Origin of the sequence: Photobacterium piscicola, from assembly GCF_900166965.1 — a bacterium.
GTDB lineage: Bacteria > Pseudomonadota > Gammaproteobacteria > Enterobacterales > Vibrionaceae > Photobacterium > Photobacterium piscicola.
On sequence record NZ_FUZI01000002.1, the window covers coordinates 416,573 to 432,046 of the forward strand.

Here is a 15,474-nt window from a genome sequence, read left to right on the forward strand (position 1 = left end):
TCGCTACCACTTTATTTATGTAATCTCACAATAGACAACTATGGGTTTTAAATCTACAGTGGTAGATGTCATTGAAACCCACTACCGGAACTAAGAACCATTTCCTATAAAAACAATATAAAATAGAACAAGTTTTTACTTTAATTTTCAAAAGTAGAACTATTTTCTATAAAACATCAAACAAACAACAAATAAAGCAAAGATTTTTTTATTACCATTGTTTACTATATACCCATGTTGCATCAAGGGAGTTGATTAAGTAAACACTCGATGGATTCGAATTAAGCAAAGAGGTAATACGTAATGAATATGACTGTAAATACCGTACCAGAACACAATGCTTGGATCAGTAACTCAATCAAAGCCATTGAAGCAGACTACCAACGTTCTGCCGATACTCATTTGATTAAACTTGATATGCCCAGTCTTGAAGGTATCGATATCTATCTAAAAGATGAAAGTACGCATCCGACGGGAAGCCTAAAACATCGTTTAGCACGTTCATTATTTTTGTATGCGCTCTGTAATGGTTGGATAAACCAAGATACGACGGTAATTGAATCGTCATCAGGCAGCACCGCAGTATCAGAAGCCTACTTTGCACGTTTACTCGGACTGCCGTTTATTGCGGTAGTACCACGGAAAACAGCACGCAAAAAAATTGAGCAAATTGAATTTTACGGTGGTAAAGCCCACTTTGTTGATTCATCAGCCGCTATTTATGAAGAATCTCGTCGCTTAGCCAAAGAATTAAATGGTCATTATATGGATCAATTTACTTATGCTGAACGAGCAACTGACTGGCGTGGTAATAACAATATTGCGAACAGTATTTTTAACCAAATGAAATTTGAGCGATTTCCAATTCCAAGCTGGATTGTAATGAGCCCAGGAACAGGTGGTACATCGGCCACAATTGGTCGCTATATTCGTTACCAAATGCACCCCACTCAATTATGTGTGGTTGATCCTGAAAATTCTGTCTTCTACGACTATTTTAAGGAACGAGATACTGCGATTACGTTAACAACAGGAAGCCGCATTGAAGGAATCGGACGACCACGCGTTGAACCCAGTTTTATTCCCAATGTTATTAACGAAATGCGCAAAATTCCTGATGCAGCCAGTGTGGCAACCGTCCATTGGTTAGAAAAGATCATTGGTCGTAAAGCAGGAGCTTCAACAGGTACTAACTTGTATGGCGTATTGCAAATAGCGACAGAAATGAAACAACGCGGTGAAACAGGTTCAATTGTGACCTTGTTATGTGACAGCGGTGAACGTTATTTAGAAACCTATTATAACGACGACTGGATCACCGCCAATATTGGCGATATTAATCCACACCTAGCTCAATTGCAGCACTTACAACAAACGGGTGAGTGGCCAGTATAACGAATAAAGAACAACCCCTTGGGTTGGTTAGCTACAGCGCCAACCCCCCTATTTTTATTTACAACCCGGTTATATTTTGTGTCTTTAAGCAAATACGGATAAAACTAATTGTGCTCTGCATTTTATCAATTAGGTTTATATGGATAACGTATCACGCTTATTTTATGCCGTACACTTTGTACGGCTTTTTTTTATCGGTGCTATTTGTCATCGCTACTTTTCTATCGCCTTCAGCTGAGTTAGCATATCCCCATGCTAATGAAATCATCATTAGACTATTATTGTACCGACTGTTTCTCGGTAATCACTCACAAAGGATAATTCATCATGGCAAAAGCCGTAGTTGTTTTCAGTGGCGGTCAAGATTCGACCACGTGTCTCATTCAAGCATTAGCGCACTACGATGAAGTGCACTGTATTACGTTTGATTATGGTCAACGCCACAAACTAGAGGTTGAAATTGCCGAGCACATTGCCAAAGATCTTGGTGTTGCCGCACATAAAGTCATGGATGTCAGCTTAATTGGTGAGCTTGCAATCAGTTCATTAACCCGCGATAGCATTCCTGTTTCTCATGAATTACAAGCCAATGGTTTACCTAATTCATTTGTACCAGGACGTAACATTTTATTTTTAACTTTAGCGGGTATTTATGCCTACCAAATTGGTGCAGAAGCGGTGATCACAGGTGTTTGTGAAACAGATTTCTCTGGCTATCCTGATTGCCGTGATGAATTTGTACGCTCACTTAACCACTCGTTAGTGCTCGGTATGGATCGTCAATTTACTATCGAAACCCCATTAATGTGGCTCAATAAAGCCGAAACATGGGCGCTTGCTGATCAATATGGCAAGCTAGATTATATTCGCGAACAAACATTAACTTGTTACAACGGTATTGTCGGTGATGGCTGTGGTGACTGCCCATCTTGCGATTTACGTCGTGCCGGCTTAGAAGATTACTTACAGCATCAAGCGACGGTTATGGCTGCATTGAAAGCCAAGCAAGCACAACATAAAGCGTAATCATTATCGCATTGATTTAAATAGCAAATAATATAAAAAAAGCCGACATCAATACTATTGATGTCGGCTTTTTATTTTGCGTTATTTGGGTACTGATTAATCGCGGTAAAGTGCAAAATCGGCAGCACAATCAACAAGCTGCTCACGAGTTAACATGAACACACCGTGACCACCATTCGCAAACTCTAGCCACAAGAATGGAATATGCGGATATTGCTCTTCCATGTGGATCATTGAGTTACCCACTTCACAAATCAAAATACCGTCGTCTTTAAGGTAATCCGGTGCATTTGCAAGAATACGACGTACCAATTTTAGACCATCACTGCCCGCGGCTAAACCTAGCTCTGGCTCATGACGGAATTCTTCTGGTAGGCTGTCCATATCTTCTTGGTCAACATACGGTGGATTGGTCACGATAAGATCGTATTTATCTTTTGGAATATCACGTAAAAGATCAGAACGAAGCGGAATCACTTGCTGCTCAAGGCCATGATCCGTTATATTCTGCTCAGCAACAGCGAGTGCATCAGTCGAAATATCAACAATATCGACTTCTGCTTCAGGGAACATGTGCGCACAAGCTATACCGATACAGCCACTGCCCGTACACAGATCCATGATACGTGTTGGTTCTTGTTGTAAAAAGGGTTCAAAACGGTTTTCAATGAGCTCACCAATCGGTGAACGTGGTACTAATACACGTTCATCAACGAAGAACTCCATACCGCAAAAGTAGGCAACATTCGTTAAGTATGATACGGGTGTACGATCATTGATTCGACGCATAACACGCTCAACAATACGATGACGCTCACTGCTTGTTAAACGAGAATTACGCACTTCCGGTGGAACATCCAACGGTAAGTAAACTGTCGGTAGTACCAGTTGCACGGCTTCATCCCACGCATTGTCTGTACCATGACCATAAAATAGGCCAGCAGCGTTAAAACGGCTAACCGTCCAACGTAGCATGTCCTGCAATGTGTGAAGTTCGCTGACAGCTTCGTCGACAAAAATCTTATCCAAAATAGCCTCCGATAAACGCTACAATACCACTATATAATTGTTGGAATTTCATTATGAGTAATAAAAATTCACCGCTTGAAGATGATTTTGATCTCTTCAAGGCAGAGGTAAAAGGCGTAAAAAAGTTCACGCATGATACCATAATCACGCCCCGTCAACAGAACTCAAAAGCAGATAAAGCAAAAGTGATGGGCAAAGAGACTCAAAATCATGAGTTTTATTTCTCAGATGAATTTGAGCCCCACCTTAGCGACACAGGTCCAACCCAATATGCGCGAACTGGCGTGTCTAAATATGAAGTAAAGAAATTACGTCGTGGTGTATATGTGCCTGACATTTATCTTGATATGCACGGTATGACACAACAAGAAGCAAAACGTGAATTAGCCGCAATGATTGCCGCTTGTATCAAAGAACACGTGTCATGTGCTTGTGTTATGCATGGCATTGGCAAACATATTCTCAAACAAAAAGCACCAATGTGGTTAGCACAACATCCTGATGTGATGGCTTTTCACCAAGCGCCTTTAGAATTTGGTGGCGCGGGCGCGTTGCTCGTCTTAATTGATATACCAGAGCGCTAATACCGTGGTTTTACCATATGGCCAACTTTGATTACTTTACCACGGTTAAATAACGTCACTTCTCCTGTCTCACAGACTTTAAGGCGTTCTTTAACTGCGGTTTCAACATAGAAATACTCACAATCATCATTACGGGCGCTATCAATACGCGCAAAAATGACCAATGGCGGAGCACCGACTTCATTGGAATGGTTAGCGAATGTTAAGCTACTGCCCGTTTGTGAAATATGCATGCCTTCAGTTTGCCCATCAGACCATTTCACCATACCGTTAGCTGTAATATGGGCTGGCTCACCCACACTGCATCCAGCCATAAACAAGACACCCGCCAGCGCCATAATCTCACACTTCGTCATGGTCATTTATTACCTATTATTTATGTGGTTGATGCTGCCACAACAATTTGCTCTTTCCTGATTGTGGATCATAATCAATCGCGGCAATCGCAGAGGTTAAAAACATAGGTGGTTGTAATCCGGGAACTAACTCTGCTGTTAAATAGCCCACTAGCGGTAAGTGTGAAATCAACAGTAACGATTGTGGTTGCTCGGTTTCAATGGTCGCTTTAATAAAATCAGCCACCGTTTCAGCATCACCATAAGGGGTAATATCTTCAACGCTACCGACTTGAGTCGCGGTAGGTAAGCTCTTTACCATTGCTTGCCATGTTTGTTGGGCTCGTAAGTAAGGGCTAACCCATACTTGATCTAATTCTCCCTTCAAATGTGATGCTAATAATGTTGCCATTTGCTGTGATTGCGCAATGCCACGCGTCGTTAATGGGCGTTCAGCATCACTTGCAGCAAAATTTTCGGCTTCACCGTGACGCATAATATAAATTTGCATAGATATTTCGATAACCTCAGTTAAACAATCGCAGATCCTACTCACATCATCGAGTCGGTCGATCATTATTACATGCTTTTATTATTGGCATAACCATAGAGTTTTAATTCTGTGGCTAAGCTTACTTTTTAATGGCTCAATTGGTTAACTCATCACTTATTTATTTAATTTATTAACAGAAATGCGACTTATAATTCATCTAATCGCATCTTCAATTTGCCAGCCTTAATATTGAACGTCATACTTAACCTAATTCCCTCAAAAATAGGCTCTTCCTGTGCATACTAGCCCTAACGATCATAAGCAGTATCGCTATCTCACTTTAGCGAATGAACTTCGAGTACTGCTCGTTCATGATGCTGAAGCGCCTCGCTCTGCTGCTGCATTGTCTGTCGAGATAGGCCACTTTGATGATCCCACGGATCGTCAAGGCATGGCACACTTTCTTGAGCATATGCTTTTTCTTGGCACCGAAAAATACCCACGCGTCGGTGAATTCCAAACCTTTATCAACCGTAATGGTGGTAGCAATAATGCATGGACAGGCACTGAAAACACTACGTTTTTCTTTGAAATCAGTCCCCATGCATTTGAAGAGGGATTAGATCGCTTTGGCCAATTTTTTACCGCCCCATTATTTAATGAAGACGCGGTTGATAAAGAACGTCAAGCTGTTGATTCTGAATACAAACTAAAAATAAAAGACGATGTGCGTCGTTTGTATCAAGTGCAAAAAGAAACCATTAATCAAGCCCACCCTTTCGCTAAATTTTCGGTTGGCGATCTCACTACGCTTGATGATCGTAATGGCCAGTCTGTACGTGATGATCTGCTGGCATTTTATCATCAACATTATTCAGCTGATGTGATGGGGCTGGTGCTATTAGGCCCACAATCATTAGATGAACTAGAACACTTCACTCAAACGTTCTTTAGTGAAATTCCTAATGCTACCACTAAAAAACCAGCAATAGACGTGCCATTTGTTACTGAAAACGAATGTCAGAAGTTCATTCAAATTGAACCTATTAAAGAATTACGTAAATTAACTTTATCTTTTGCGTTGCCATCTGTTGATGCGCATTATCAAATTAAGCCGTTGTCATACATTGCTCACCTACTGGGAAATGAAGGCACGGGCAGTTTAATGGCAATATTAAAACAACGTGGATTAATCAATACCCTTACCGCTGGCGGTGGTGTCAGTGGTAATAATTTCCGTGAATTTACCATTGGTTTAAATTTAACCCCTAAAGGCCAGCAACACACAGATGAAATCGTGCAGTGCGTGTTTGCCTTTATTACTTTAATCAAACAGCAAGGGTTAAATGCATGGCGTTACCAAGAGAAGAAATCCGTCTTGGAAATGGCATTCCGTTATCAAGAGAAAAGCCGCCCTCTGGATACTGTCAGTTATTTAGTGATGAATCTGCTGCATTACAACGCGGAAGATATTATCTACGGCGATTATATGATGGAAGGCTATGATCAAGATCTACTTGAACAACTATTAGCTTACCTTAGCGTGAGTAATATGCGCTTAACCTTAGTCGCCCAAGGTGGACACTACGATCGGGTTGCTGCTTGGTATGACACCCCTTATTCAGTGACACCATTCACACCACAACAAATTGAAAGCTGGACCAATGTCAGCCTTGATGACGCATTATTATTACCAGAGCCTAATATTTATTTGTGTGAACAATTTGAACCCTTGCCACTTGAAGCAGGATCTGAATTACCCCCACAATTAATTCAAGATTTACCCGGTTTTCGTTTATGGCATAAACAAGAACATGATTTTCGCGTACCGAAAGGCATTGTTTACGTCGCTATTGATAGCCCACATGCCGTGAGTTCAACGGAAAATATTGTTAAAACACGGTTGTGTGTCGAACTGTTATTAGAAGCAATCAATGAATCGGCTTACCCAGCTGAAATTGCAGGAATGTCTTACAATCTTTATGCTCATCAAGGCGGTGTAACCCTACAGCTTTCTGGCTTTAGTGAAAAACAACCTCAATTGATGCAACTGATTTTAGCGCGTTTTAAAAACCGCCATTTTACTCAGCAACGGTTTGATAATATCAAAGCCCAAATGTTACGTAATTGGCGCAATGCAGCAGAAGATAAACCAATATCTCAGTTGTTTAATCAACTTACAGGATTATTACAGCCGAATAATCCGCCTTATCCGCACCTTATCGAAGCACTGGAAACCATCACTATTGATGAACTACCACCATTTGTTGAGGCGATGTTTGCCGAAATACACATTGATGCTTTTGTCTATGGTAATTGGGTCAAAAAAGATGCGTTGGCACTGGCTGAAACCCTCAAAGATGCCTTTAGAGTCACTGACCAATTATACGGTGAATCACAACGTCCATTAGTGCATTTAGAAAACAGTGGCACCTTAACTTACGAGTTAGATTGTCATCATGAAGACTCAGCGATTTTGATGTATTACCAATCTCGTCAAACAACGCCACACAAAATTGCGATTTATACACTCGCTAATCATTTAATGTCGACCACGTTTTTCCATGAATTACGGACCAAACAACAGCTTGGTTATATGGTGGGAACGGGTAATTTGCCACTAAATCGTCACCCAGGATTGATCTTGTATATTCAATCTCCTGTGGCTGAGCCAAGTTATTTATCCGATGCTATCGATGATTTCACCAATGCTTTTGCACTTGTGTTATTAGAGTTAAGTGAAGCACAATGGCAAGCGAGTAAAAAAGGACTTATTGCACAAATTTCTGAGCCCGATACTAACCTACGTTCACGTGCACAACGGTTTTGGGTCAGCATTGGCAATAAAGATGAAAACTTCAATCAGCGCCAATTAGTGGTTGAAAAGCTAAAACAACTCAGCCGTGTTGATATGATTAAGTTTATTGTTGATACGGTTAAGCCTCGTACCGCAAACCGGTTAGTCATGTATTACACGGGGAAAACCCACCATGATGCAGAACCATTAACAATCGGCAAAGCCATTGAATCTATAGCTGATTTTCAAAAGAACGCTTACTAAATAAAAAATCCCATTTATGTACTTTCAACAAGAAAGAGTTCAACATAAATGGGATTTTTATTTTGCACTCTAATCTGATCTACTTTTATTATGATAAAAATCACTTTCATAAGATTTCAGTAGCCAATTAAGCCCTCTTCAAACCATAATGTTTATCTCGAATATATCGCTATTACTATCACGAATTAATATAGATAGAAATGCTTACGATAGTAACGAATAGATTAGAAGAGGACTCACGTGACTCAACAATGCCCACATTGCCAAATTGAAATACACGCGCCAAAACTGAACGCGTATGAAGATAATTTTGTTTGCCCGCACTGTGCTGCCACTTTATCTCACAGTCAGATTGATATCTTTCTCTATGCTTTCTGTTTTATTGCATTGAGCGCATTATTGCTGATATTAGTGGGCCATGTGAACACCTTCATCGCGTTAGTCTTTGCCGCTGTGGGTTATCGTCTTTGCCGCAGCAAATTATTTGAATCTCATTTTCGTTTAATTCGCTGTACGTACTAATATCGAACTCATAACAATAAAAAAGCCAGCATGATGAAGTATCCAACGTTAAGGATCACTACATTGAACAGGCTTTTTTTGTTACGGTTATTTTTAAACATCAATTACACGATCAACGCTAATAAAACCGCTTTTCTTGTTGCGCCATCTCGACTAAATAATCACAAGGTGCAAATCTTTCACCATGAGCATCGCTGTATTCACGCATCATATCAACCACCAAATCAATGCCTAGGTGATCCATGTAATGGAATGGGCCGCCAAGGAATGGTGGAAAACCAATACCAAATATAGCGCCAATATCACCATCACGAGCAGATTGAATCACCCCTTCATGTAAACAGCGAGCCGCTTCATTAAGCATCATTAACGTACAACGAATCGAAATATTGGCTTCAGTTAATTGCTGTTCTGGTGTGATCCCAAGTAAGGTATAAACCGATTTATCCACTTCTTTATTATTGGTGTTATACAAATAGAACCCTTTACCACTTTTACGACCTTTACGCCCATCTTGTTGTAATACATCAAACATTGCTGGTGTCGCAAAACGCTCACCGAGCTCTGTGACTAAAATAGGGCTGATCTTAGCACCAATATCAACCCCAACTTCATCAAGTAATGTTATTGGTCCAACCGGAAAACCAAAATTAAGTAACGCCGTATCAATATGTTCAATAGGCTCACCCGCTAATAATATTTGAGCCGCTTCATTCATATATGGCGCTAAAATACGGTTAACATAAAAACCTGCTTTATCAGCAACGATAATCGGGGTTTTACCTTGTTTTTTAGCTAATGCAACCACAGTTGCAATGGTTGTGGCGGAGGTTGTGGCGTGTGGAATAACTTCCACTAATGGCATTTTTTCAACCGGACTAAAATAGTGTAAACCAACAATATTTTGTGGGCGCTGCGCATTTGCTGCAATTTGATGAATCGGAATCGAGGACGTGTTAGTTGCAAAAATTGTGTGCTCGAATGTATTGGCTTCGATTTCTTGCACCATCTGTTGTTTAAGCGCAATATCTTCAAATACGGCTTCTATCACCACATCAGCATGAGCTATACCACGATAATCAGTGCTGCCAGTAATACGTAACATCTGCTGTTGCAGTTGTGGTTTTCGAATAATATGCCGCTGACGTTGTTTATTTAAAATGGCATAGTTATACGCGAGTGCATGCTGAATACCATCATTAGTAATATCTTTTATTCGTACCGCTAAACCCGCTTTCATAGCTGACACATGCGCGATCCCACCGCCCATTAAACCGCCACCCAGTATCGCTATACGCTCGATATTAATTGGCTCAGCATCGGCACCTGTCTCTTTTTTCATCGCCGTCGTAGCAAAGAAAATATCGCGTAATGCGCTTGATTCCGCAGTCATTACCAAGTCACCAAACACTTTCGCTTCTTGTTCAAGCCCGGCTTCAATGCCTTTTTCTAAACCATATTTTACAGTATCTAAAATCGCATCAATGGCGGGATAACATCCACGTGCCTTTTGCTGCGCTTTTTTAGCGGCTTGATCAAACACCACACTTCGGCCAAAAGCATTACCAGCCATCGCCCAATCTTGAAATGAATGGGTACGAATTGGCTTAGTGGTTAAAGCCACTTGTTCTGCTACCTGTAACAAAATAGTCTGTGGCACAACTTGATCAACCAACCCTTTTTTTAAGGCTTGCTTTGCTCGTACCTGTTTACCCGTGAGCATTAATTCTAAGCCATTTGCAACACCAATGAGGCGTGGTAAACGTTGGGTTCCACCAGAGCCTGGTAATAAGCCTAATTGCACTTCAGGTAAGCCTAAACGCGTAATATCATCGTCGGTACAAATTCGACTATGACACGCTAATGCCAGCTCTAATCCCCCGCCTAAACAGGGTCCATGAATAGCAGCCACGACATGCATTGGTAAATTTTCAAGGGCATTAAATAGCTGTTGACCTTTATTTGCTAGCGCTTCAGCCTCAGTGGCTGTTTCACACTTTGCCAACATACGAATATCAGCACCAGCAATGAAGTTATTCGTTTTACCTGAATACACCACCAAACCTTTAAGTTCGGGATGGTGAGTTAATTCAGCTAAGACATCATTAACCTGATCAACAAAAGCAGCTTGTAAGGTGTTCATTTTTTCATTGGCAACATCAATTTTAAGCCAGCCAATGCCATTATCGCCATAAGATAAACTAAATGCTGATTGGGTCATTATTCTGCCTCCAAAATCATTGCTGCACCAAGGCCACCAGCAGCACAAGCGGTGTTTAATGCAAAACCACCACCTCGACGTTGCAATTCATGTAATGTTTGAATGATCATTCTTGCGCCTGTCGCAGCAAAAGGATGACCGTAAGCAATCGAGCCACCAAGAACATTAAATTTATCCATGTCTATATCACCAAGCGCGTTATCTCGACCCAGTTTTTGTTGAGCAAACCGTTTAGAACTGAACATTTTTACATTGGCTAAAGTTTGAGCTGCAAATGCTTCATGCATATCAATTAAGGTTAAATCACCAAGAGTCAATCCTGCACGTTCAAGGGCTAATGGGCTGGCATAGGCCGGCCCCATTAGCATATCTTCTGCAACATCAATCGCAGTAAATGCATAAGAGCGAATATACCCAAGCGGAGTCAAGCCTAATTCTTTTGCTCGCCCTTCTCGCATCAATAATATTGCCGCTGCGCCATCGGTTAATGGGGTTGAATTAGCAGCTGTAACACTGCCATGTAAACGATCAAATGCTGGGGTTAGTTGCGCGTATGCTGCCAATGTTGAATCTTGACGAATGTTATTATCACGATCAATCCATTGCAGGTAAGGCGCTGAGAATGCAGTTATTACTTCATCATTCAATAATCCATCTTGCCATGCTTTAGCCGCTAACATATGAGAACGATGCGCAAAAGCATCTTGTTCTTCTCGACTAATCGCATGACTTTTTGCCATTTGTTCTGCCGTTTGTCCCATGCTCAATCCCGTTGAGTATTCAGCAATGGCAGGTGGTACTGGCATCAGATCTTTGACGCCTAATGCACTGAGTAATTTTAAGCGTGCCGGCATGGTTTTGGCTTTACTTAATGCTAATAACGTCGCAGCCATTTTTTTACTGACCCCAATAGGTAGCATTGAGGTTGAGTCAGCACCGCCCGCGATACCAATATCAATCGAGCCGGCCATAATACTTTCCGTTACATTAACGGCAGCTTGAAAGCTGGTCGCACAGGCTCGCGTGACACTATAGGCGTCAGTGTGAATATTCATTCCCGTACCCAGTACGATTTCACGCGCAATATTTGGTAATTCAGGGGTTTGCACAACTTGGCCAAACACAACTTGATCAATTAACTGTGGATCAAAGTCAGCCACTTGTAGCATTTCATTAACGGCTAACTTACCCAAATCAAGGGCGGATAAACGATCAAATGCGGTTGATTGACGTGCGAATGGTGTCCGTAACCCGCTAACAATAGCAATACGTTCACCGTTACGTGTGGTGATATGTTGAAGACCCGTCATCGCAACTCCTTGTCACAATTATAATTAACCTCAATTGCGAGGTCAGACCACATAATTGTAACCACAAAGTAATCAAAAAAAAACATTTGTTTAAAAATGCTTCTTAAATGACGTTTTTGACGTAAAACACTTCGACTTTAAGATGGGTTGTAGTATAAAAAAGAACAATTACTCTGTGACTAAATACTCATAAAATATAGGTATTATTTTAAAGGGATAATGTCGCGGGGGCTAAATTTAAGCAAAAAAAAACCACACCCTTAGGTATGGTTTGAATTCACGCAGAAAGCAATCAATCAGCGTAATAAAATAATCAATTAACATAAAGCCAATTGCAAATCAGGAAAACCCCTGATAGGAGAAAGTAAAGTCAGCCTTCAAAAGGAAGTTGTCATCTTGCTCAACAGACGGTATTAACTATTATTAAGTTATTCAACTTAACCATAACCTCAACCATCAGATGACCCGACAACTATAACCTACCACTCAGAACAGAATTTGAACCAGATCAATTTTATTGCTATTTATACGATCTTATACACAAAAAGATAGTGCATCATTCAAAAAAGTTATCAGATGGCATCATTAATTGGTGCAATAACGCTAAACAGGCTCATCAATGATAAAAAAATTTTTTAGTAACAAAAAAGCTTCTGCTACGGTCTGTTTAAATATGGATAAACAAAAACGTTACGAAGCCCTTGTTAGAGCATGGCACCAAGATTTATATCGCTATGCTTATTGGTTATCTCATGATCCCCATATTGCTGAAGATTTAGTGCAAGAAACATGTCTACGCGCATGGAAATCATTAGATAATTTACAAGATGATAATGCTGCTAAAGCATGGTTGATCACTATTTTACGCCGTGAAAATGCGCGTAGATTTGAACGTAAACAATTTGACTTAGTCGATATTGATGATCACCATATTGCAGACACTAAACCCAGTGTCGAAATGGATGCTGACCAATATTTATTACATAGACTAATCATGAAGCTAGCCCCCGAATATCGAGAACCGTTAATTTTACAAGTGATGGCTGGATTTAATGGCGATGAAATCGCGGGGATCTTAAACCTGAATCGCAATACTGTTATGACGCGACTTTTTCGTGCTCGTAACCAACTAAAAGAACAACTTGAAAAGAAAACGACTCAAAAGGGGAATCATCATGGATGATCTAGAATTTCGTCGCCGTTTACTGGCAGATCCTAATGATAATGACCCAGAACTGATTAAAACTAAAAATCAGTCCATCACTAATCGCCATTTTTCCAATGAATTACAGCAATTAGATCAACAACTAAAACAAGCATTGCAGGTTGATATTCCTGATAATCTGGCTGATAGGATCTTATTCCATCAATCAAGTCAGGTACATCCCCCAAAACAGTCTCACTATAAACGCTATCTATCTTACGGGTTAGCCGCGTCTGTAATGTTTTTTGTCGGAGTTATGGTAGGGCAACAATATGGGTTTTCACCACAGCATCCTACGCAGCAGGTCTTTACTCCAATATCAATGTCGAGTATCGCTTTACAACACGTTAATGCTGAAGCGAAATTTGTTGAGCATACAGATGAAGCAGTAACGTTGCAGCAGGTTAATGCCAAACTTAAACCTTTTGGTACCAGTATGAATCAGCTACCCGGCCATATTTATTATCTCAATTATTGTGGTTTTGAAGGTAACCGTGCCTTGCACATGGTTGTAGGTACCGATAAAGGGAAAATGACGGTATTTATCGTGCCACAAACCAGTACGCAGATGGCGACAGACAGTGACCATACCAATAAAAGTTTATTATTACCCCTACAAGATGCCAGCTTAATTGTTGTTGGAGACAAAGATCAAAAACTAATGCCAATTGCAGAAAAACTTAAATCTGAGCTTTACTGGCAAATCTAGCCAATAAATCGTTACACAACGACCTAAAAATCGATATGTTTAGTAAAATATCGATTTTTAGTTGTCACTTAATCTGCTTATTTTTAATGATATATATTCAAATGATCCAAAAATAACCCAAATGAACATGATAAAATATGTTTCCCAGCCTAAACGACTGGTCAGCTTTGATACGGCTCTCCCCCCCCCTACAATCATCGCCAATCAGTCATATATAGACTGGACTAATAAATATAAAAATCATGATCAGGAATCATAAAAGCATGAACAAGAAGCAGATATTTACACGCTCAGTTATTACTGTAGCCATCGCCTTAGCATCGTCACAAACAATGGCTGCGGGCTTCCAATTGAATGCCCAATCAGCAACAGGTTTAGGTCGTGCATTCTCTGGTGACGGTGTTATTGCTGATAACGCATCGACTATGGCCAAAAACGCCGCTTCAATGGCTCTTTTTGACGCACCAGCATTATCATTAGGTGTTATTGCCATTGATACAGATGTGAATGTTACCAATGCCCAATATAATAATAAATCTATAAATGACACATCAATTGGTGGCACTAGCTACGCACCGAACATCTACTACATTCAACCTATTAATGATAAATTTTCAGTAGGTGCTTCGTTATATTCAAACTTCGGCACTAAAACTGAATTTGATGATAATTATGCAGCCAATGCATTCGGTGGTTTAACTGACGTTAAAAGCGTTAATTTAGGTTTAAGCGCTGCTTACCGTATAAACCAACATTTTAGCGTTGGTGGTGGTTTAGATATTATTCATGGTAGCGGTAAATTAAAACGTTATATTCCAGCAGGCACAATTTCAACGCCTATCGGAAATATAAATACCCCTAAAGTAAATCTACTTGATATTGATGCAGACGGCCTAGCACTTGGCTTCAATCTTGGCACAATCTACGAATTCAATGACAATAACCGTTTTGGTTTATCATACCGTTACAGCCCAACACTAGAAGCTAAAGGCGACATGCATTATGCGGGCGCTAATATTGACGGCCAAAAATTAAAAATACCACTGCCAGATATGCTTGAATTCTCTGGTTTTAATAAACTAAACGATAAATTTGCGGTTCACTATAGTATTCAATGGATCCGTTGGAGCGAGTTCGACGTCTTAGAGACATCAGGTAACGTAGAGCTGAATAATTACCAATGGCAAGATGGCTGGCACTACTCTGTAGGTGGCACTTACTACCTAAACAATGATTGGACACTACGTGCAGGTTACATGCATGACACCAGTGCTCAACAAAAGAGTAATACCTCTATTTCAGTTCCTGATTCTGCACGTGACTGGTTATCAAGTGGCTTCAGTTACCACGTTGATAGCAAATCAACTATCGATTTCGGCCTAACTTACCTGATTGGTAAAGATGTTAATGCACAAGAAACAAATCCTATTGGTATGTCAGTAAATGCGACTACCCGTGCTGATGCATGGCTATACGGTCTACAATACAGCCGTTCATTCTAATTTGAGCGTACAGTAATAATCAATTATAAAAAAGAAGCCGTAGTGGCTTCTTTTTTTATACGCGAAATAATAGCCAATCTTTA

12 protein-coding genes are annotated in these 15,474 nt (G+C 40.4%); 7 read left to right on the forward strand and 5 right to left on the reverse strand.

Going from position 1 to position 15,474, the window contains the following annotated elements:
- The first annotated feature begins 309 nt into the window (after positions 1–309).
- Both CZ809_RS08110 and queC read left to right on the forward strand, forming a co-directional pair.
- On the forward strand, positions 310–1,395 hold the full coding sequence (locus CZ809_RS08110) for a PLP-dependent cysteine synthase family protein (protein ID WP_144396180.1): 1,086 nt from the start codon (positions 310–312) through the stop codon (positions 1,393–1,395).
- Between the two features lie 327 nt (positions 1,396–1,722).
- Positions 1,723–2,421, forward strand: a complete 699-nt coding sequence (queC, locus tag CZ809_RS08115; protein ID WP_080156909.1) for a 7-cyano-7-deazaguanine synthase QueC — start codon at positions 1,723–1,725, stop codon at positions 2,419–2,421.
- Positions 2,422–2,517: 96 nt separating this feature from the next.
- Here queC and prmB read toward each other — a convergent pair whose 3' ends face one another.
- Positions 2,518–3,450, reverse strand: a complete 933-nt coding sequence (gene prmB / locus CZ809_RS08120) for a 50S ribosomal protein L3 N(5)-glutamine methyltransferase (protein ID WP_080156910.1) — start codon at positions 3,448–3,450, stop codon at positions 2,518–2,520.
- A gap of 53 nt (positions 3,451–3,503) precedes the next feature.
- Here prmB and smrB point away from each other — a divergent pair, with 53 nt between their 5' ends.
- On the forward strand, positions 3,504–4,034 hold the full coding sequence (smrB, locus tag CZ809_RS08125) for an endonuclease SmrB (RefSeq protein ID WP_080156911.1): 531 nt from the start codon (positions 3,504–3,506) through the stop codon (positions 4,032–4,034).
- On the opposite strand, the gene CZ809_RS08130 is transcribed toward smrB, so the two are convergent.
- Both CZ809_RS08130 and sixA read right to left on the reverse strand, forming a co-directional pair.
- Entirely contained in the window at positions 4,031–4,390 is a 360-nt protein-coding gene (locus CZ809_RS08130; protein ID WP_235865864.1) for a hypothetical protein, read from the reverse strand. The genes smrB and CZ809_RS08130 overlap by 4 nt on opposite strands.
- A gap of 16 nt (positions 4,391–4,406) precedes the next feature.
- Positions 4,407–4,880, reverse strand: a complete 474-nt coding sequence (gene sixA, locus CZ809_RS08135; protein WP_080156912.1) for a phosphohistidine phosphatase SixA — start codon at positions 4,878–4,880, stop codon at positions 4,407–4,409.
- 277 nt (positions 4,881–5,157) lie between these two features.
- Here sixA and CZ809_RS08140 point away from each other — a divergent pair, with 277 nt between their 5' ends.
- Positions 5,158–7,923 carry an insulinase family protein gene (locus CZ809_RS08140; protein ID WP_080156913.1) on the forward strand — a complete coding sequence of 922 codons (2,766 nt, stop codon included), beginning with the start codon at positions 5,158–5,160 and terminating at the stop codon, positions 7,921–7,923.
- Between the two features lie 640 nt (positions 7,924–8,563).
- Here CZ809_RS08140 and fadJ read toward each other — a convergent pair.
- Together fadJ and fadI are read right to left on the reverse strand one after the other, a co-directional pair.
- On the reverse strand, positions 8,564–10,666 hold the full coding sequence (fadJ, locus tag CZ809_RS08150; protein WP_080156915.1) for a fatty acid oxidation complex subunit alpha FadJ: 2,103 nt from the start codon (positions 10,664–10,666) through the stop codon (positions 8,564–8,566).
- Complete coding sequence (gene fadI / locus CZ809_RS08155) at positions 10,666–11,976, reverse strand: acetyl-CoA C-acyltransferase FadI (RefSeq protein WP_080156916.1); 1,311 nt, start codon at positions 11,974–11,976, stop codon at positions 10,666–10,668. The genes fadJ and fadI overlap by 1 nt, the downstream gene beginning before the upstream one ends.
- Positions 11,977–12,595: 619 nt before the next feature.
- Here fadI and CZ809_RS08160 point away from each other — a divergent pair.
- From CZ809_RS08160 to CZ809_RS08170, 3 genes are all read left to right on the forward strand, one after another.
- A complete protein-coding gene (locus tag CZ809_RS08160) occupies positions 12,596–13,159 on the forward strand; it encodes a sigma-70 family RNA polymerase sigma factor (RefSeq protein ID WP_080156917.1) in 564 nt (187 codons plus the stop codon).
- A complete protein-coding gene (locus CZ809_RS08165) occupies positions 13,152–13,889 on the forward strand; it encodes a DUF3379 family protein (RefSeq protein WP_080156918.1) in 738 nt (245 codons plus the stop codon). The genes CZ809_RS08160 and CZ809_RS08165 overlap by 8 nt, the downstream gene beginning before the upstream one ends.
- 263 nt (positions 13,890–14,152) lie before the next feature.
- Positions 14,153–15,391 (forward strand): outer membrane protein transport protein, encoded by a 1,239-nt coding sequence (locus tag CZ809_RS08170; protein ID WP_080156921.1) that lies wholly within the window; start codon positions 14,153–14,155, stop codon positions 15,389–15,391.
- Positions 15,392–15,474: the final 83 nt, after the last annotated feature.

Coding starts and splice junctions, on each gene's coding strand:
- CZ809_RS08110 (WP_144396180.1), top strand. CDS start 310: ATGACTGTAAATACCGTACCAGAACACAATGCTTGGATCAGTAACTCA.
- queC (WP_080156909.1), top strand. CDS start 1,723: ATGGCAAAAGCCGTAGTTGTTTTCAGTGGCGGTCAAGATTCGACCACG.
- smrB (WP_080156911.1), top strand. CDS start 3,504: ATGAGTAATAAAAATTCACCGCTTGAAGATGATTTTGATCTCTTCAAG.
- CZ809_RS08130 (WP_235865864.1), bottom strand. CDS start 4,390: ATGACGAAGTGTGAGATTATGGCGCTGGCGGGTGTCTTGTTTATGGCT.
- sixA (WP_080156912.1), bottom strand. CDS start 4,880: ATGCAAATTTATATTATGCGTCACGGTGAAGCCGAAAATTTTGCTGCA.
- fadJ (WP_080156915.1), bottom strand. CDS start 10,666: ATGACCCAATCAGCATTTAGTTTATCTTATGGCGATAATGGCATTGGC.
- fadI (WP_080156916.1), bottom strand. CDS start 11,976: ATGACGGGTCTTCAACATATCACCACACGTAACGGTGAACGTATTGCT.
- CZ809_RS08160 (WP_080156917.1), top strand. CDS start 12,596: ATGATAAAAAAATTTTTTAGTAACAAAAAAGCTTCTGCTACGGTCTGT.
- CZ809_RS08165 (WP_080156918.1), top strand. CDS start 13,152: ATGGATGATCTAGAATTTCGTCGCCGTTTACTGGCAGATCCTAATGAT.
- CZ809_RS08170 (WP_080156921.1), top strand. CDS start 14,153: ATGAACAAGAAGCAGATATTTACACGCTCAGTTATTACTGTAGCCATC.